This is a genomic window from Azospirillum sp. TSH100 (genome assembly GCF_004923295.1).
Taxonomy (GTDB): Bacteria; Pseudomonadota; Alphaproteobacteria; order Azospirillales; family Azospirillaceae; genus Azospirillum.
Genome location: NZ_CP039635.1, coordinates 808,563 through 827,412, shown reverse-complemented (window position 1 = coordinate 827,412; position 18,850 = coordinate 808,563). Strand labels below are relative to the sequence as shown.

General features: G+C 68.3%; 17 protein-coding genes. 16 read left to right on the top strand and 1 reads right to left on the bottom strand.

What is annotated here, in order from left to right; translation table 11 throughout:
* Positions 1-34: 34 nt before the first annotated feature.
* The 4 genes from E6C72_RS16250 (at position 35) to glmS (ending at position 4,581) form a co-directional block, all read left to right on the top strand.
* A complete protein-coding gene (locus tag E6C72_RS16250) occupies positions 35-232 on the top strand; it encodes a hypothetical protein (RefSeq protein WP_136700782.1) in 198 nt (65 codons plus the stop codon).
* Positions 233-278: 46 nt separating this feature from the next.
* Positions 279-1,109 (top strand): tyrosine-type recombinase/integrase, encoded by an 831-nt coding sequence (locus E6C72_RS16245; RefSeq protein WP_109086426.1) that lies wholly within the window; start codon positions 279-281, stop codon positions 1,107-1,109.
* 240 nt (positions 1,110-1,349) lie between these two features.
* Positions 1,350-2,702: a bifunctional UDP-N-acetylglucosamine diphosphorylase/glucosamine-1-phosphate N-acetyltransferase GlmU gene (glmU, locus tag E6C72_RS16240; protein ID WP_109086427.1), complete on the top strand. Its 1,353-nt coding sequence runs from the start codon at positions 1,350-1,352 to the stop codon at positions 2,700-2,702.
* A gap of 52 nt (positions 2,703-2,754) precedes the next feature.
* Positions 2,755-4,581, top strand: a complete 1,827-nt coding sequence (gene glmS / locus E6C72_RS16235) for a glutamine--fructose-6-phosphate transaminase (isomerizing) (RefSeq protein ID WP_109086428.1) — start codon at positions 2,755-2,757, stop codon at positions 4,579-4,581.
* Positions 4,582-4,834: 253 nt separating this feature from the next.
* Here the strand turns inward: glmS and E6C72_RS16230 are convergent, their stop codons facing one another.
* The gene (locus tag E6C72_RS16230) at positions 4,835-5,584 is read right to left on the bottom strand and encodes a GntR family transcriptional regulator (protein ID WP_211100497.1); all 750 of its coding nucleotides are present in this window, start codon (positions 5,582-5,584) and stop codon (positions 4,835-4,837) included.
* Positions 5,585-5,688: 104 nt separating this feature from the next.
* On the opposite strand from E6C72_RS16230, the gene E6C72_RS16225 reads away from it, so the two are divergent.
* The 12 genes from E6C72_RS16225 (at position 5,689) to E6C72_RS16170 (ending at position 18,844) form a co-directional block, all read left to right on the top strand.
* On the top strand, positions 5,689-7,074 hold the full coding sequence (locus tag E6C72_RS16225; RefSeq protein WP_109086430.1) for a M20 family metallopeptidase: 1,386 nt from the start codon (positions 5,689-5,691) through the stop codon (positions 7,072-7,074).
* Complete coding sequence (locus E6C72_RS16220) at positions 7,071-8,645, top strand: ABC transporter substrate-binding protein (protein WP_109086431.1); 1,575 nt, start codon at positions 7,071-7,073, stop codon at positions 8,643-8,645. Before E6C72_RS16225 ends, E6C72_RS16220 begins: the two co-directional genes overlap by 4 nt.
* Before the next feature lie 4 nt (positions 8,646-8,649).
* A complete protein-coding gene (locus E6C72_RS16215; RefSeq protein ID WP_109086432.1) occupies positions 8,650-9,597 on the top strand; it encodes an ABC transporter permease in 948 nt (315 codons plus the stop codon).
* Positions 9,590-10,420, top strand: a complete 831-nt coding sequence (locus tag E6C72_RS16210; RefSeq protein ID WP_109086433.1) for an ABC transporter permease — start codon at positions 9,590-9,592, stop codon at positions 10,418-10,420. The genes E6C72_RS16215 and E6C72_RS16210 overlap by 8 nt, the downstream gene beginning before the upstream one ends.
* Positions 10,417-12,003: an ABC transporter ATP-binding protein gene (gene nikE / locus E6C72_RS16205; protein ID WP_109086434.1), complete on the top strand. Its 1,587-nt coding sequence runs from the start codon at positions 10,417-10,419 to the stop codon at positions 12,001-12,003. Before E6C72_RS16210 ends, nikE begins: the two co-directional genes overlap by 4 nt.
* 19 nt (positions 12,004-12,022) lie before the next feature.
* Entirely contained in the window at positions 12,023-13,234 is a 1,212-nt protein-coding gene (locus E6C72_RS16200; RefSeq protein ID WP_109086435.1) for a M20 family metallopeptidase, read from the top strand.
* On the top strand, positions 13,234-14,373 hold the full coding sequence (locus E6C72_RS16195) for a Xaa-Pro peptidase family protein (protein ID WP_109086436.1): 1,140 nt from the start codon (positions 13,234-13,236) through the stop codon (positions 14,371-14,373). The genes E6C72_RS16200 and E6C72_RS16195 overlap by 1 nt, the downstream gene beginning before the upstream one ends.
* Positions 14,374-14,526: 153 nt before the next feature.
* Positions 14,527-14,922 carry a hypothetical protein gene (locus E6C72_RS16190; RefSeq protein WP_136700781.1) on the top strand — a complete coding sequence of 132 codons (396 nt, stop codon included), beginning with the start codon at positions 14,527-14,529 and terminating at the stop codon, positions 14,920-14,922.
* Between the two features lie 43 nt (positions 14,923-14,965).
* Positions 14,966-16,300 carry a phenylacetate--CoA ligase family protein gene (locus E6C72_RS16185; protein ID WP_136700780.1) on the top strand — a complete coding sequence of 445 codons (1,335 nt, stop codon included), beginning with the start codon at positions 14,966-14,968 and terminating at the stop codon, positions 16,298-16,300.
* A gap of 27 nt (positions 16,301-16,327) precedes the next feature.
* Positions 16,328-16,948, top strand: a complete 621-nt coding sequence (locus E6C72_RS16180) for a malonic semialdehyde reductase (RefSeq protein WP_109443344.1) — start codon at positions 16,328-16,330, stop codon at positions 16,946-16,948.
* Between the two features lie 49 nt (positions 16,949-16,997).
* Positions 16,998-18,056 (top strand): ABC transporter permease, encoded by a 1,059-nt coding sequence (locus E6C72_RS16175; RefSeq protein WP_109443343.1) that lies wholly within the window; start codon positions 16,998-17,000, stop codon positions 18,054-18,056.
* A complete protein-coding gene (locus E6C72_RS16170) occupies positions 18,050-18,844 on the top strand; it encodes an ABC transporter ATP-binding protein (RefSeq protein WP_109443342.1) in 795 nt (264 codons plus the stop codon). The genes E6C72_RS16175 and E6C72_RS16170 overlap by 7 nt, the downstream gene beginning before the upstream one ends.
* The last annotated feature ends 6 nt before the right edge of the window (positions 18,845-18,850 follow it).

The following is an 18,850-nucleotide window of genomic DNA, read 5'->3' as shown; positions in this document are numbered from 1 at the left end:
GCAGGGAGCGGCAGCAAAAGCGGGAGGCGGACCGGTGAACACCCAGGAACGCGAGCTGGCCTTTCTCCGCCGCCGGGTGGCCGATCTGGAGCAGGCGATCCGCACCCTGAGAGAGACTTTCGACCGGGTGTACACTCCCCGCGGTCGGCGTTTTGCCGATCCCGATCAGGCATTCGAAAGGGCAAATCATGCCGCGCGAGAAAATCGTAAGGCGGCGCCTGGCAAGCGGTGAAGTGAGAGAATACCGCTATCCAGAGCGCCGATACGAACCAAGAACCGTGGGCGCCATCGTCGAGGAATACCGGCGGTCGCCCGAATACTCCAAGCTCGCCCCCTCAACGAAGAAGGACTATCTGGGCGTCCTCGGCAAGTTCGAGGAGGTGCTGCATGTGCCGATCAGCGATGTCCGGCGGCGCCACATCCTCGGCATGCGCGACAGCTACGCGGACAGGCCGGGGCTGGCGAACAGCATCATCAGCATCTGGTCGATCCTGCTGAAGTTCGCCGTCGACCGGGAATATGTGCTGGCGAACCCGGCCGCCGGCGTCGAACGCCTCCAGCTCGGCGAATGGGAGCGGTGGCCGGACCGGGCGGTCGATTTCGCCCTCACCCACTTCAAGGAGCCTATGCGCCGGGCCGTGGTGCTGGCGCTCTACACCGGCCAGAGGTCATCCGACCTCATCAAGATGCGGTGGGATGACTATGACGGCTCTGCGATCCAGGTTACTCAGAAAAAGACCGGTACCCGGCTGTGGGTACCGTGCCACGCGGACCTAAAGGCCGAGTTGACGGAGTGGAAGAGAAACGCTACCTCCGTGACAATACTGGTAAACCCCGCTTCCGAACAGCCCTGGAACAGAATAGGATTTTCCAACGCCGTCCGTTTGGCAATCAAAGCTCATCCGGAGCTGAAGGGTTACGTTTTCCATGGCTTGCGGAAGGCCTCCGCCTCGCTACTGGCGGAGGCCGGCTGTTCGGCTCTGGAGATCGCGGCCATCACAGGGCACATGTCACTGAAAAATCTCGAGATTTACACACGTCAGGCGGATCAGCGACAAAGGGCGAACGCAGCCATCGCGAAGCTGGAAAATTACCGACGGAAAACGTAGGAAAATTAGGCAGGTAACTCGTTGGAAACATTTGTTTATTGCAGATTGAAACAAAAGTTGACTTGGGCTTCCACCGCGTGCTGTGGCACACCACTCTCGGAATTGCCGATGGTGCGGCGCCCACTCCGGAAGAAGCGTCGTCCGTTCCGGCAGTGATGTCTTAACCTTTACCGGCTCAAGTACGGCGCCTCCATCGACCGGTTTCCCCTTCCACTTCAAGGCTCGACCAGGAACACCACCATGGCCCATCGTCCGCTCGCCTGCGTGATCCTCGCCGCCGGCAAGGGCACGCGCATGAAATCCGATCTGCCCAAGGTGCTGCACCGGGTGGCCGGCCGGCCGATGGTCGGGCATGTGCTGGCCGCGGTGAAGGCGCTCGACCCCGACCATGTCGTCGTCGTCGTCGGTCCCGGTATGGACAGCGTGGCCGCCGCCGTCGCCCCCTACCCCACCGCCGTCCAGCATGAGCAGCGCGGCACCGCCGATGCCGTGCGCGCCGCCTTCGGCCTGCTGGAAGGTTTCACCGGCGACGTCATCGTGCTCTACGGCGACACGCCGCTGGTCACGCCGGACACGCTGCGCGCCCTGGTGCAGGCACGCCGGCAGGCGAGCGACCCGGCGGTGGTGGTGCTGGGCATGCGTCCCGACGATCCCGGCGCCTATGGCCGCCTGATCCTGAACGCCCGCGGCGGGCTGGAGAAGATCGTCGAGTATCTCGACGCCAGCGAGCAGGAACGCGCGGTCGGGCTGTGCAACGCCGGCCTGATGGCGTTCGACGGCGCCCGCATGTTCGACCTGATCGGCAACGTCGGCAACGACAATGCCAAGTCCGAATATTACCTGACCGACGTGGTCCAGATCGCGCGCCGCGCCGGCATGGCCTGCGCCGTGGTCGAGGCCGCCCCGGCCGAGGTGGTCGGCGTCAACTCCCGCGCCGAACTGGCCGAGGTGGAAAAGCTGCTGCAGCGCCGCCTGCGCAAGGCGGCGATGGACAATGGCGCCACCCTGATCGACCCCGACAGCATTTTCCTCAGCGTCGACACCCGGCTCGGCCGCGACGTGGTGGTGGGGCCGGGCTGCTTCTTCGGCGCCGGGGTGACGGTCGGCGACCGGGTGGAGATCAAGCCCTACTGCCATCTGGAAGGCGTGCGTATCGACAGCGGCGCCGTCATCGGCCCCTATGCCCGGCTGCGGCCCGGGGCGGAGATCGGCCCGGATGCCCACATCGGCAACTTCGTCGAGGTGAAGAACGCGGTGATCGAGGCCGGGGCCAAGGCCAACCATTTGACCTACATCGGCGACGCCCGCGTCGGCGCCAAGGCCAACATCGGCGCCGGCACCATCACCTGCAATTACGACGGCTTCGGGAAGTTCCGGACGGAGATCGGCGCCGGGGCCTTCATCGGCTCGAACAGCGCACTGGTCGCCCCGGTGGTCATCGGCGACGGCGCCATCGTCGGCGCCGGCAGCGTGGTGACGATGGCGGTGGAGGCCGACGCGCTGGTGGTCGCCCGCGGCAGCCAGAAGGCTTACGCCGGCTGGGCGAAGCGTTTCCGCGAACGGAAGCAAAACGAGAAAGCGAAAAAGGCGTAAGGTCGGTTCGGGTCTTCTCTCCGGTCGGCATCTTTTCAGGAGCATCAGGTCCATGTGCGGCATCATCGGCATCAACGGCATTCACGACGCGTCCCCCCGGCTGGTGGAAGGCCTGCGCCGGCTCGAATACCGCGGCTATGACAGCGCCGGGGTCGCCACCCTGGTGAACGGCCACATCGAACGCCGCCGCGCCGAGGGCAAGCTGAGCAACCTGGACCTGAAACTGCGCGACCAGCCGCTGTCGGGCACTGTGGGCATCGGCCACACCCGCTGGGCCACCCATGGCGGCCCGACCGAGAACAACGCCCACCCGCACGCCACCAAGCGCGTCGCCGTCGTCCACAACGGCATCATCGAGAATTACCAGGAGCTGAAGGACGAGCTGACCGGCCACGGCTATGTCTTTGAAAGCGCCACCGACACCGAGGTGATCGTCCACCTCGTCACCTATTACCTGGACCAGCACGGCATGACGCCGGTCCAGGCGTCGGCCGCCGCCTTCAAGCGCTTCACCGGCGCCTTCGCCCTGGTGCTGATCTTCGCCGGCGAGCATGAACTGATGATCGGCGCCCGCCATGGCACGCCGCTGGCCATCGGCTATGGCGAGGGAGAGATGTATCTGGCTTCCGACGCCTTCGCATTGGCGCCGCTGACCAACCGCATCTGCTATCTGGAGGATGGCGACTGGTGCGAGGTCAGCCGCACCGCCGCCATTGTCCACGACGCATCGGATGCGGTGGTTGAGCGCCCGGTGAAGACCACCGCCGTCTCCGGCGCCCTGATCGGCAAGGACGGCTACCGCCACTATATGCTCAAGGAAATCTACGAGCAGCCGCAGGTCATCGGCGACACGCTGAACGCCTACATCAACCCGGAAACCGGCACCTTCACCCTGCCGGACTTCCCCTTCGATCTGGCCGGCGCGTCCAAGCTGACCATTGTCGCCTGCGGCACGGCCTATTACGCCGGCTTCGTCGCCAAATACTGGTTCGAGACGCTGGCCCGCATCCCGGTCGAGGTCGACATCGCCTCGGAGTTCCGCTACCGCGAGGCGCCGCTGCCGCCGGGCGGCATCGCGCTGTTCATCTCGCAGTCGGGCGAGACGCTGGATACGCTGGAGGCCCTGCGCTACTGCAAGCGTCAGGGCCAGAAGATCCTGTCCATCGTGAACGCGCCGGAAAGCACCATTGCGCGCGAATCCGACGCGGTGCTCTACACCATGGCGGGTCCGGAGATCGGCGTCGCCTCGACCAAGGCCTTCACCACCCAGCTGACCACGCTGGCCTGCCTTGCCGTCACCGTCGGCCGCGCCCGCGGCGCCATCGACCAGGAACGGATGCAGCAGATCGCCCACGCGCTCCGCGAGGTTCCCGCCCGCGCCGCCGACGTGCTGGCTCATGACGGGCGGCTGAAGGAACTGGCGCAGGAGGTGTCGGAGGCGCGCGATGTGCTGTATCTCGGCCGCGGCGCCATGTACCCGTTGGCGCTGGAAGGGGCGCTGAAGCTGAAGGAGATCAGCTACATCCACGCCGAAGGCTATGCCGCCGGTGAGTTGAAGCATGGTCCGATCGCGCTGATCGACGACAATGTACCGGTGATCGTGCTGGTGCCGTCCGACGCCCTGTTCGAGAAGGTGGTGTCGAACGTGCAGGAGGTCTGCGCGCGGTCCGGCAAGGTTCTGCTGCTGGCCGACAGGAAGGGCATCGACAAGCTGAAGGACAAGGTCCGCTGGTCGGTCGAACTTCCGGCCTGCGACCCGTTGGTGGCGCCGCTGCTCTACGCCATTCCGGTGCAGCTCCTGGCCTATCACACGGCGGTGCTGAAGGGCACCGACGTGGATCAGCCCCGGAATTTGGCAAAGAGCGTGACGGTGGAGTAAAGAGTGGAAATCGGACGTGCGTGTTGTTCACGGACAAAATAGAATACAGGCAATAAGTTCTGCTCTTTCTCGAATTTTAGAGCACTCCCGGGCAGGCGCGTTCTCAGTTGAGGGCACGCCTGCCCGACGGCGAAGGTGACTCGCAATCGTTCCGGCTTTCACGACCACAGGATCACGTGCGTCTGCAAGAAATGGCGTCGTGGCGGACGCAGAGCCGATTATATGATGTTGCGCTGCATCGCTTTCTCGTCCGTCAGCGCACTTCGTTCACATATCTGTGATCGTCCGTCAGCGTCCTGTGATGACTGATGATGGTCAGGGTTCCGGTCTGGTCGAACGCCTCCTCGTCGATGACCAGAAGCGGCGTCGGGTCGGGAACGCCGAGGTGGGCGCGATCCTCGGCGGTGGCGAGCCCGGCCGAGACCCGTTCGCGCACAGCGGAAATGCGGATGCCGTGAACGTCGAGCAGATGGATGTAGAGCCGCTGCGGCACCAATGATGGTTCCAGGGGGAAATCGGGCACCCGTCGGGCGACCAGCGCGATGTGGGAGCGCATCACCGCCCGCCCCTCCACCCGGCGCAGCCGCGCGATGCGGATCAGCGGCTCCCCGGGCGCCTCGCCCAGCAGGGCGGCTTCGGCGACAGTGGCCGGGCTTTGCCCAACCTCGGTCACCACCGCCTCGGACGATAGCAGCCGGCCGTCGCCGCCATGCAGGCGGTAATACTGGAAGAAGAAGCGCAGGCTGTGCTGCGGCGTGCGCCCGGTGACCACCGTCCCGGTCTTGCGCCGGCGCATCAGCATGCCGTCCGCGGTCAGGTCGGCCAGCGCGCGGCGCATCGTTCCCACCGCAACTCCGTAATCGGCGGCCAGCGCGACCTCGCCCGGCAGCACCATGCCGGGCGGCCATTCGCCCAGCAGAATGGCATCCGCCATGCGACGCTTGACGTGCTCATAGAGCGGAATCGGCAGGTCACCCGCCATGTTCGCCGTCTTTTTGGTCACTGATGCCTCAAAAATAGTCGGAAATTGCTGAAATCTTGACGATTGACAAAGATTTGTGCGCCGGTCACATTTCTTTATAGAATATAGAAAACAGCGAGCCTGTCATGGACAATCGGTACGGAAGCGGCCAGCCCACCGGCGACGACTCCCTCGATGCGGCGATGGCCTGGATCGCGCGGTCGGCGGAACCCGCCGTGGCCGATCTCGCCCGTATGATCGCTGTCGACACGTCCTTTCCTCCCGGTGCCGGCTATGACGCCTTCGCCGACCTGATGGATGAGCTGATCGCCCCGCTGGGCTTCCGCTCCAGCCGGGTCGTTGTCCCCGACGCCCTGTGGCGGGTGCCCGGCGGGCCGGCGTCCGGCCGGCGCACCAATCTCATCGGCGAACGGGAAACGGGCAAGCCGGTTCTCGGGCTCTATTTCCATGTCGACACCGTGCCCGCCGCTCCAGGCTGGGACAAGGATCCGCTCCGCCTGACCCGCGAGGGCGACCGTCTCTACGGGCTGGGCGCCGCCGACATGAAGGGCACCATCGCCGCCGTGCTGCTGGCTCTGCGCGCCGCCGCGGCCTGCCGCCTGCCGCTTGCCTACGACCCGATGCTGCTGTTCTGCACCGACGAGGAGGGCGGGCTTTATCCCGGCGTGCGGTATCTAGCCGAACAGGGGCTGCTGAAGGGCCATGTCCTGAACTTCAACGGCAGTGCCGCGCCGCGCATCTGGGCGGGCTGCTTCGGCCTGTTCAACCTGCAGATCCGGCTGCATGGCCACACCGTCCATGCCGGCGAGGGCAACAAATCCGGCTCCGGCGTCAACGCCATCGAGGCGGCGCTGCCGCTGCTCCAGGCCCTGACCGACCTCAAGCCGGTGGTGGCGCAACGGACCTCGGCCCTGCCGCCGCCGCCGACCGCCTCGGGCCCGCTGGCCGCCCGGCTCGACATCGCCGCCGCCCATGGCGGCATCTGCGGCGGGCAGATCCCCTCGCTGTTCGAGATCCTGGTCTGCCGCCGCTATGCGCCGGAAGAGAATTATGAGGAGGCGCGGGCGGAGATCGAAACGGCCGTCGCCCATGCGATGGCCGGGAGTCCCGACATCGCGGTGGACATCCGGCTGGTCGGCCACCTCGCCCCGACCGGCGACCCGACCGGGGCGCACTGGCCGCGCTGGCAGGCGGCGCTGTCGGCCGGCTTCGGCTACCGCCCGGACGAGTTCCGTGCCTGGGGGGCGGCGAGCTGCTCCGACTTCGGCTGGGTCCAGCGCACCGGCATGCAGGAGGTGCTGCTGACCGGGCTCGGCCGGCCCGAGAGCAACGTCCATTCCCCCGACGAACACACCACCGTCGCCGACATCGTGGCCTTGGCGCAGAGCGTGCTGGCCTATCTGGCCGCCGGCTTCGCCCCCGACCTGATCCCCGAAAAGACTGACCAGAACACCGAACCGAACGCCGTGCCGACCCCAGGCCGCGGCCCGCAGAAGGAGTCCGACCGATGAGTTCCGTGACCCGCCGCCTCTTCCTCGCCGGGACCGCCGCTGGCCTCGGCGCCCTGCCCGCTTTCAGCCTGACTGGTGCGGCACCGGCCTTCGCCCAGCAGAGCGCCGCGCGCCGCGGCGGCGTGCTGCGCATTTCGGTCGATCAGGCAGCCAGCGTCATCCACCCGCTGCGCACCCGCGTGAACCCGGAATATCTGGTGGCCGAGCTGCTCTATTCCGGCCTGACGCGGCTCGCCGCCGGCATGAAGGTGGAACCGGACCTCGCCGAATCCTGGTCGCCCGACCAGACGCTGACCGAATGGACCTTCGTTCTGCGGCCGGGCCTGACCTTCCATGACGGGTCGCCCTGCACCGCCGCCGACGTGGTCGCCACCTTCACCGCCATCCTCGACCCCAAGACCGCCTCGCCGGGCCGCACCAATGTCGGCCCGATCAAGGAGGTGACGGCCAAGGACGAGCGGACCGTGCTGTTCCGCCTGACTTCGCCCTATGCCGACCTGCCGGTGGCGCTGGCCTACACCAACGCCCGCATCGTCCCGGCCAAGGTGATCGAGACCGACCTCGACAGCCTGTCGCGCAGCGCGGTCGGCACCGGCCCGTTCAAGCTGGTCTCCTTCGAGCCCGACCGCAAGATCGTGGTGGAGCGCAACCCGGCCTATTACGACCCGGCGCGCCCCCATCTCGACCGGGTCGAGGTGCTGGTCTATCCCGACCGCACCGCCGAGGCCTCGGCGCTGATCTCCGGCGACATCGACCTGATGTTGGGCACCGCCCCCGGCGAATACCAGCGGCTGGAGAAGGCCTCCGGCGTCAAGGCGCTGCGGGTGCCGTCGGGCCAATTCCTGAACGTCAACATGGGCTGCGACCAGAAGCCCTTCTCCGACCCGCGCGTCCGCAAGGCGCTGGCGCTGTCCATCGACCGCGAGGCGATGGTCGGCTTCGTCGCCGGCGGCTACGGCACCCCCGGCAACGACACGCCGATCAGCCCGGCCTACCGCTTCCACCGCGAGCAGCCGCTGCGCAGGGCCGACCTCGCCCAGGCGAAGAAGCTGCTGGCCGAGGCCGGCTATCCGAATGGCGTCGACCTGACCATGATCGCGTCGGACAAGCCGGGCACCCGCACCGAACTGGCGGTCGCCATCCGCGAGATGGCGAAGCCCGCTGGCTTCCGCATCCAGGTGCAGACCATGCCGCACGCCACCTACCTGGATCAGGTGTGGAAGAAGGGCAATTTCTACGTCGGCTTCTACAACATGCAGGCGACCGCCGACGCGGTCTTCTCGCTGCTCTACACCTCCGACGCCGCCTGGAACGAGACGCGCTGGAACAACAAGGCTTTTGACACCCTGGTCGCCGAGGCGCGGGCCAAGACCGACGAGGCGGAGCGCGCCGCCCTCTACGCCAAGGCGCAGCAGCTGATGCATGACGAGGTGCCGTCGGTCATCCCGGTCTTCTTCGACCTGCTGGCGGCACGGCGCGATTATGTCGAGGGCTACGAGCTGCACCCGCGCGGCTCGGTGTTCCGCCTCGACTTCGTCTCGCTCGGGGCGGCGGCGCCCAAGCGGGGTTGAGGCCGTGAGCGCGTCCTGGCTCCTGCGGCGGCTGGCGCTGATCCTCTACACGGTGTTCATCGTGTCGGTGCTGGTCTTCGGCATCACCCAGGCCCTGCCGGCGGACGCCGCCGTCACCCTGCTGGGCGAGAACGCCACCGCCGAGGCGCTGAACGCGATCCGCGAGCGCCTCGGCCTCGGCGACCCGATCTGGTGGCAGTATCTGCGCTGGGTCGGGCACGCCGCGACCGGCGATTTCGGCCTGTCGATGCGCACCGGCCAGCCGGTGGGGCCGGAGATGCTGACGGCGCTCGGCCGCTCGCTTCTGCTGGCCGCCGCCGCCATCCTGGTCATGCTGGTGATCGCCGTGCCGCTGGGCATGCTGGCGGCGGTGCGCCAGGGCAAGCTGGCCGACATGGCGACCGGGCTGATCTCCTATCTCGGAGTCTCCTTCCCGGAATTCGTCACCGCGACGCTGCTCGCGATGCTGCTGGCCGACACGCTGCAATGGCTGCCCGCCACCGGCTACGTCTCGCCGCTGGAGGATTTCGGCGGGGCGGTTCGGCATCTGGCCCTGCCGGTACTGACCGCCTCGCTGATCCTGGTGGCGCATGTCGCCCGCATGGTGCGGTCGGAAACGCTCGACGTGCTGCACAGCGATTACATCCGCGCCGCCCGGCTGAAGGGGTTGCCGGAGCGCACGGTGCTGGTCCGCCATGCCCTGCGCAACGCGCTGCTGCCGGTGGTCACCATCGTGGCGCTGGATGTCGGCTATCTGCTGGGCGGCATCATCGTCATCGAGGAAATCTTCGCCATTCCCGGCATCGGCCGGCAGCTGATGGTGGCGGTCACCGCCCGCGACCTGCCGTCGATCCAGGCCGGCGCCCTCATCATGTCGGCGACCTACGCCGTCGCCAACACGCTGGCCGACGTCGCCTACGCCATCCTCGACAAGAGGATCCGATATGACTGACCTGCTGCGCCGGTTGATGCGCACGCCGCAAGGCGCCATCGGCCTGATCCTGCTGGCGGTGCTGGCCGCCGCCTGCCTGTTCGGCCCCTGGCTGGCGCCCCACGACCCGGAGAAGATGGACTTCCTCGGCCGCTTCCGCCCGCTCGGCGCGCAGAACTGGTTCGGCGCCGACCAGTTCGGCCGCGACGTGCTGAGCCGCCTGCTGGTCGGCGCCCGCTCCACCCTGCCGATGGCGCTGGCAGCCACCCTGCTCGGCACCGTCGCCGGCGCGGTGGTCGGCACCGCGTCGGCCTATCTCGGCGGGCGCTGGGACGAGGCGATCATGCGCACCATCGACGCGGTGATGGCGGTGCCCGGCCTGCTGCTCGCCCTGCTGCTGGTCAGCACGCTGGGCAACGGCGCCGGCAACGCGATGATCGCCATCGCCGTCACCTTCGCCCCCGGCATGGCGCGCGTCACCCGCGCGGTGGCGCTGACCGTGCGCGGCCAGGACTATGTCAAGTCGGCCACCGTGCGCGGCGAGAGCGCGTCCTGGATCATCTTCCGCGAGATGCTGCCCAACGTCATGGCCCCGGTGGTGATCGAGGCGACGATCCGCGTCTCCTTCGCGGTGATGCTGTTCGCCACCCTCAGCTTCCTCGGCCTCGGCGCCCAGCCGCCGGCCTCCGAATGGGGCCTGATGGTGGCGGAGGCGCGCCAGTACGTCCATCAGGCGCCCTGGATCCTCATCGCGCCGTCGCTGGCCATCGCGATGACCGCCATCGCCTTCAACCTGCTCGGCGACGGGCTGCGCGACGCCATGAACCCGCGGGACGAACGATGACCGCAGTCCTCTCATTGCGCGACTACACGCTGGATTACCTCACCGGCAGCCGCCCCTTGCAGGTTTTGCAGAACATCAGCCTCGACATCGCGCCCGGCGAGGTGCTGGGGCTGGTCGGCGAATCCGGTTCGGGCAAGAGCACGCTGGCCTGGGCGATCATGCGGCACCTGCCGAAGAACGCCCGCGAGCTGTCGGGCACCATCCGGCTCGGCGACACCGACCTGCGCGGCCTGCCGCCGCGCGAGTTGACCCGGATCCGCGGCCGGCGCATCGGCATGGTGTTCCAGGATCCCTCGACCGCGCTGAACCCGACGCTGACCGTCGGCCGGCAGGTGACGGAGACGCTGGTCCACAACCGCGGCCTGACCCGGCGGGCCGCCTGGGATCTGGCGCTGGAGCTGCTGGGCCATGTCGAGCTGCGCGATCCGGACGCGCTGATGCGGCGCTATCCGCACGAGATCTCGGGCGGCGAGAAGCAGCGCATCCTCATCGCCACCGCCTTCGGCTGCCGGCCGGAACTGATCGTCTTCGACGAGCCGACCACGGCGCTCGACGTCATCACCGGCGCCCGCATCCTCGACCTGTTCGCCCGGCTGCGTGCCGAGACCGGGGTGGCGGCGCTCTACATCTCGCACGACCTCGCCCTGGTCTCGCGCGTCGCCGACCGGGTGGCGGTGATGAAGAAGGGCCGGCTGGTGGAGGAGGCGCCGGCCGCCTCGATCTTCGCCCGTCCCGCCCACGAGGAGACGCGCAAGCTGGTGGCGGCGGTGCCGCGCCCGGAAAACCGGCTGGTCCATGACCGGCCGGGCGACCGCGTCCTGCTCGCCGCCGAGGCGGTCTCGGTGCGCTATGCCCGGCCGCGCCTGTTCCGTCCACCCCCGCCGCCGGCGACCCACGCGGTCGGCTTCGACATCAAGGCCGGCGAGATCCTGGGCATCGTCGGCGAGTCCGGCTCCGGCAAATCCTCCATCGCGCGGGCGCTGACCGGGCTGGCCGACTTCTCCGGCGGCATCCGCTACGACGGCCGGCCGATCGGCTCGGTCCGCGACATGGACGGCGCCTACCGCCGCGCGGTGCAGATCGTCTTCCAGCATCCCGACGGCTCGCTGAACCCGCGCCAGACGGTGGGGGAGATCCTGTCCCGCCCGCTGAAGCTGTTCGGCATCGGCTCCACCAATCTGACAGCCGAGATCGGCCGGCTGCTGGAACAGGTGCGGCTGCCGGCCGCCTACGCCACCCGCTGGCCGCACCAGCTTTCCGGCGGCGAGAAGCAGCGCGTCGCCATCGCCCGCGCCTTCGCCGCCAAGCCCTCGCTGGTCATCTGCGACGAGATCACCGCCCCGCTCGACGTCTCGGTCCAGGCCTCGATCATCGAGCTGCTGCTGGCGCTGCGGGCGGAGACCGGGGCCGCCTATCTCTTCATCACCCACGACATCAACCTGATCCGCCAGATCGCCCACCGCATCGCCGTGATGCGCCGGGGCGAGCTGGTCGACCTGCTGCCCATCGACGCGGTCGACGCCGACCATGTCCACCCCTACACGCGCGACCTGATGGCCGCCTCGCCGATTCCGGTCGGCTGACTCGCCAGGAACCTCCCCCATGGACACCGCAGAGATTCTCGCCCGTCTCGACACCGATGCCGCCCTCGCCTTCCTCTCTCGCATGGTCCAGCACAAGAGCTACAGCCAGACCGAGGGCGAGCGCGAGCTGGCCCGCTTCATGGCCGCCTCCATGTCGGGCCTGGGGCTGGAGGCGGAGCTGACGCCGGTGCCCGGCGGGCGGGTCAACGCCGTCGGCCGCTGGCGCGGCACCGGCGGCGGCAGGAGCCTGCTGTTCAACGGCCACATCGATACCAACCCGGTGACCGAGGGCTGGACCGTCGATCCCTGGGGCGGAAAGATCGACGACAGGTTCATCTACGGCATAGGCTGCTCCAACATGAAGGCGGGCGACGCCGCCTATTTCTGCGCGGTGAAGACCCTGATGGATGCCGGGGTAAGGCTGCGCGGCGACGTCATCCTGACCTATGTGGTGGGCGAGCTTCAGGGCGGCGTCGGCACGCTGGCGCTGATGGAGCAGGGGCTGCGCGCCGACTGCTTCATCAACAGCGAGCCGACCGACCTCCAGGCGATGACGATGCACGCGGCGGCGCTGAGTTTCGTCATCGAGCTGGTCGGCGACACCCGCCACCTGTCCAAACGCGAGGAGGCGGTCGACGCCATCGCCGCCGCCTGCGACCTGATTCCCCGGCTGAACGCGCTCGCCCTGTCCGGCGCCAAGTCGCCGGAACACGCGACGATCAACCGCGTCCATGTCGGCGTCGTCCACGGCGCGCTGGGCAAGGAACTGCACGAGTGGCGTTCGCCGCAGGTTGCCGACTTCGTGCGGATCAAGGGCTCGGCCCGCTACGCCACCGGCCAGAGCGAGCAGGAAGCGCTGGCCGATCTGCGGCGCGAGCTGGATGCGCTGGAGGCGCGCTTTCCGGGGCTGAAGGCCAGCGTCTTCTCCGAGGACCGCGGCGGCACCCCGACGATGCCGACCTTCGAGGTGGCGAAGGACAGCGCGATCGTCCAGGCGGTGAACCGCGCCTACCGCGCGGTGCGCGGCACCGACCAGCCGACCGGCGCCATCACCCCGCCCGGCTTCTACGGCACCGATGCCGGCCATCTCCAGCATTCCGGCGGCATGGAGGGCGTCGTCTGCGGTCCCGGCGGGCGCTACAACACCATGCCGGACGAGCGGGTCGACATCGACGACTATCTCGACATGATCCGCGTCTACATGCTGGCCATCCTGGAGATCTGCGGATAATGGCCGGCTCGTCCGCAGCACGCTTCGCGCCGCGGATGGCCCGGCTGCGCGAGACCATGGCGGCCGAGGGCTGCGACGCCTTTCTGGCCGACCATGCCGAGCTGATCGCCTGGATCAGCGGCTACACCGTGTCGGAAACGCTCTACCGCGCCGTCATCGTGCCGATGGACGGCGCCCCCTGCTTCGTCCTGCGCGCCATCGACGCCGGCCCCTGCCGGTCCGGGGTGTGGTTCGACGATGTGGCGACCTTCGACGACCATGAGGAGCCGCACGGCGCGGTGGCGACTGCGCTCGTCGCACGCGGCCTCGCCGGCGCGCGGATCGGTGTCGATCCGATGTCCTATGGCCACACCGTCGCCACCGCGCAGCGCCTTGCCGGATTGCTCCCCGATGCCCGCTTCGTCCCGCTGCCGGGGCTGAGCGACACTTTGCGCGCCCGCAAGTTCGCCGACGAGATCGACGCCATCGCGGCGGCGGCGGCCATCGCCGACCGCTGCATGCTGGGTCTGGAAGGCCACATCCATCCCGGCCTGACGGTGCGGGAGGTGGCGGCGATGGCAGCGGCGGCACAGCTCCGGCTCGGCGCCGACGATGGCGGGCCGGGACCGATCCTGGTTTCGGGCGGCCATGGACGCGAAAGCCATGTCGATTTCCTGCACGGCAGCGGCCTCGACCGGACGCTGATGCCGGGCGACATCCTGCATGTCGAGCTGACGCCGCGGGTCGGCAACTACGGCGCCCGGCTGATGCGGCCGGTCTTCGTCGAGGACCCGCCGGACGGGGCGGCCGAGACCTTCCACCGTCTGGCGGAGTTGCAGGACCGGCAGATCGCCGCCATGCGACCAGGCACCATTGCGCGCGATGTCGATGCCCTGTTACGGACCGCGGTGCTGGATGCCGGGCTGCGCGCCGATTACGGCAACGTGACCGGCTACGCCATGGGCCTCTACGCCCGCACGCCACGGCCGAGCGATTTCTCGCACGCCTTTCACCCCGGAGCCGACTTCCATTTGCAGCCCGGTCAGGTGTTCCACATGTACGCGTCGGCACGTGGCGTCGCGGTGAGCGAGACCATTCTGGTGACCGACGCCGGGCCGCGCCGGCTGACGGCCTGCCCGCGTCGGCCGCTGCATGGATAGCGGCCGTTCCGGCCTCTGAAGCGATGCCAGCGCGGTTGTCATCGCGAAATCCATTTCTCTATATAAGATTTGACATAAAAAGATTGTATTGAAACGCCCAATTTTGATGCCGGTGCGTTGCCGGATTAAGGTCGGAAGCAGGATTTCCCCGCCATGGGCCGGCTGGACGCGCTACCGCTTCCGCCAAAAACATCGGCCGACATGAAGCCGGCACTTGACCTCGGCGCTTTTTCCCATTTTCCTATAGACAATAAGATATTTGAACAGCTCTCATCTGTTGTATCCCGAGCGCCGATGGCAAGCGCCACGCCCCAAAACCACCGGACAAGGAGTTCCGCCATGCAGGGTTTGAGTGATTTTGACCGGATGGTGATGGCGTCCCTCTGCCCCTCGGGCACGCTCGTGCTCCCGCTTCTGCCGCCTGAGGGGCAGATGGCGGAGCCGGCGGAAGGGATCGGCGACGATGGGCTTCCGGACCGCAGCCTGCTGCCCCTCGGCCTCGGCATCGTCTCGGCCATTCTCCTTGCATCGCTGGCGGCGCTGGCCTGATCGGACCGGCAGCCGTTGCCAAACTCTCGAAGGATAAGGAAAAGTGGCGGTTCAGGATCATGACGCATACTGGCAGCCCGGCCTGGAGACCCAGAGCCGCGCCGACTGGCGGCAATTGCAGCTCGATCTGCTGAAGGACCATCTGCGGCATGCTTACGAAGGCTCGCCCTACTACCGGGCCGCCTTCGACGCGCAGGGGGTGTCGCCGGGGGACCTGCGCACGCTGGACGATCTGCGGCGCTTCCCCTTCCTGGACAAGGCGACCATCCGCGACCGGCAGGTCGCGGTGCCGCCCTTCGGCGATCTGGTCGCCGTGCCGGAACGGGAGATCGTCTACATCTCCGCCTCCAGCGGGTCGACCGGGGTGCCGACCGCCTCGCCCTTCACCGCCAAGGATTTCGAGGAATGGATCGACTATGAGGCACGGCAGTTCTGGTCGAGCGGCCTGCGGCCGACCGACCGTTATGCCCATGCGCTGAACTTCTCGCTGTTCGTCGGCGGCCCCTGCGTGCTGGGCGCGCAGAAGCTGGGGGCGCTCAGCATCCATGCCGGAACCCTGCCGTCGGAACGGCTGCTGGCGGTGCTGAACCAGTTCAGGGCGACGGCACTGTGGACGACGCCGTCCTATGCCTGGCATCTCGGCGAGACCGCCCAGCGCGAGGGCATCGACCCGGCCCGTGATCTCGCCGTCCGCCGCCTGTTCGTGGCGGGCGAGCCCGGCGGCTCCATCCCGGAGACGCGCGAACGGATCGAGGCGCTGTGGGGGGCGGAGGTCTACGACTATTACGGCCTGTCCGACATCTTCGGCTCCTGCGCCGGCATGTGCGTGGAGAAGGACGGGCTGCATTGGGCCGAGGACCATATCCTGGTCGAGGTGCTGGATCCGGAGACCCTGGAACCGGTGGCGGAGGGCGGGCGAGGCGAACTGGTGCTGACCACCCTGCGCAAGCGCGCGCGCCCGATCATCCGCTTCCGCACCGGCGACATCGTGTCGGTGACGACGCAGCCCTGCCGCTGCGGCCGCACCTCCCTGCGGCTGAAGGGGGTTCATGGGCGGCTCGACGACATGCTGATCGTCAAGGGAGTCAACCTGTTCCCCGGCGACGTTGAGGCGGTGGTGCGCCAGGATCCGGCGCTGACCGGCGAATACCGGCTGGTGCTGGAGCGGATCGAGCGGCTGGACCGCCTGACGGTCGAGGCGGAACACACCCAGGGCTTCAACGGTGATCTGGAAGAGCTGCGGGGCCGGCTGCGCCGCCAGTTGAAAGCTGCAACCGGCGTCGGGGCGGAGGTCGCCCTGCTCGCCCCCGGCACCCTGCCCCGTGCCGTCCACAAGGCCAAACGAATCGACGACCGCCGCCAGCATGTGTGGTCGTGACCCAATCCCCTGACGGAGCCCGTTCCCATGCCGGACACCCATCTTCCCGTCACCGAACAGCTGCCCGATGACATCGCCCAGGCGGCGGCTGACCGCCTGTTCCTCAACGCCCGCACGCCGCAATCCTGGTCCGACCGCGCGGTCCCGGTGGAGACGCTCCACCGCCTCTACGAACTGGTCCGGCTGGCGCCGACCGCCTTCAACGGCAGCCCGGCGCGCTTCGTCTTCCTGACCACGCCGGAGGCCAAGGAGCGGCTGCGTCCGGCCTTGAGCCGCGGCAACCAGTCCAAGCTGACAGCCGGCGTCATCGCCATCGTCGCCTACGACCGCCGCTTCTTCGAGCATCTGCCGCTGCTGAGCCCGCATTACGATCCCTCGCCGCTGTTCGTCGACGAGCCGTCCCTGGCCGAGACCACGGCGTTCCGCAACGGCAGCCTCCAGGCCGGCTACCTGATCCTGGCCGCCCGGCTGCTGGGACTGGATGCCGGGCCGATGTCCGGCTTCGATGCCGAAGCGGTCGATGCGGAGTTCTTCGCCGACGGCCGGCTGCGCACCAACCTGCTGGTCGCGCTGGGCCATGCCGACGGACCGCCATCACGTCCGCGCGCCCCGCGGCTGGACCTGTCGAAGGCGGTGGTGATCCTTTGAGCCCAACGCCGTAGCGGCCGACCATCCCCGGCCGAACCGGAGATCGATCATGAGCGTGAACGACACGGCCGCCGCCCTGCCGGCGGCCAACGGCGGAGCCTTGCCGATTACCGGCGGCCTCACGTCCAGCCCCAGCCCCCCCCTGCGATTTTCCGCGGCCGCCCTGCTGTGGTTCGCCGCCTCCGGGGTGACGGCTCTCTGGCCCGATGCCGCCGATGCCCAGGAGTGGGAGCGGACCGGCGAGTTCGCGAGCCTGCTGGTGGTCGCGGCCGGGCTGCTGGTGCTTGCTGCCCTGCTGGCCGCAACAATCCGCCCGGCGCCGCGCAGCCGGCTGGACTCCGCCAGCGCGACCCTGTCGGCATCCGTTCCCTGGCTGATCGCCCTGGCGCTGGGCGTCACCGGCTGGGAAATCCTGACCGCCAAACTCAATCTTCTGCCGAGGCCCTTCTTCGTCCCGCCGCAGGCGCTGCTTGAGGTCTATCTCGACGACTGGCCGCGGCTGCTCGACTGTTTCGCCGCTTCGCTGAGGCTGCTGGTCACCGGTTATGTGGTCGGATCGGTGCTGGGCGTGGTGACCGGCGTCGCCATCGGCTGGTCGCGCGCGGTCGGCTACTGGGTCCATCCGGTTCTGCGGCTGATCGGCCCGCTGCCGGCCACCGCGTGGCTGCCCATCGCGTTCTTCGCCTTCCCAACCAGTTGGAGCGCCAGCGTCTTCCTGATCGCGCTCGCCAGCGGCGTGCCGGTGACGGTCCTGACATGGTCGGGCGTCGCCGGTGTCAACAGCGCCTATTACGACATCGCCCGCACGCTGGGTGCCTCCCCGCGCTTCCTCGTCTTGAAGGTCGCCGTCCCGGCGGCGATGCCGCATGTCTTCGTCGGCCTGTTCATGGGGCTTGGCGCCTCCTTCGCCGTCCTGGTGGTGGCGGAGATGTTGGGCGTGAAGTCCGGCGTCGGCTGGTACCTGCAATGGGCCCAGGGCTGGGCCGCCTACGGCAACATGTATGCGGCCCTGCTGGTGATGGCGCTGCTCTGCTCCGGTCTGGTGACGCTGCTGTTCCGCGTCCGCGACCGCCTGCTCGCCTGGCAGAAGGGAATGTTGAAATGGTAGCGCTGGAAAACACCGACACCCAAGCCGGGGTGGCCGGCATGACCATCGACGTGCAGACGGTCAGCCACAGCTTCGAGCTGCATGGCGCGCCGCTGCCGGTGCTGGACGGGGTGGAGCTGCGGGTCGAGCCGGGCGAACTGGTCGCCCTGCTCGGGCCGAGCGGTTGCGGCAAATCCACCCTGCTGCGCCTCGTCGCCGGGCTGGAGCCGCCCAGCGATGGCCGCATCCTGGCCGATGGCCACCCGATCACCGGCCCCGATCCGTCGCGCGTCGTGGTGTTTCAGGACCCGACGCTCTACCCCTGGCGCACCGTGCGCGACAATGTCGCCCTTGGGCTGGAGGCGCGCGGCCTGCTGCGATCGCAAGGCCATCGGGTGGACAAGGCGCTGGCGCTCGTCGGGCTGGCCGGATTCGAGAAGGCCTATCCGCACCAGCTGTCCGGCGGCATGGCCCAGCGCGCGGCGCTGGCCCGCGCCCTGGTCAACGATCCGCGCCTGCTGATCCTCGACGAGCCGCTGGGCAAGCTGGACAGCCTTACCCGGCTGGCCATGCAGAGCGAACTGGTCGATCTGTGGCGCAGCACCGGCTTCACCGGCCTGCTGGTGACCCACGACATCGAAGAGGCGCTGTTCATGGCGACCCGAGTGATCGTGTTCAGCGGCCGCCCCGCCCGCATCAAGGCCGACCTGTCCGTCGACCGCCCCTATCCCCGTCATCGCGGCGACCCGGTTCTGACCGGGCTGCGCCACCGCATTCTCGAACTCCTCGGCCTTGCCGAGACCTGGTGAGGACAG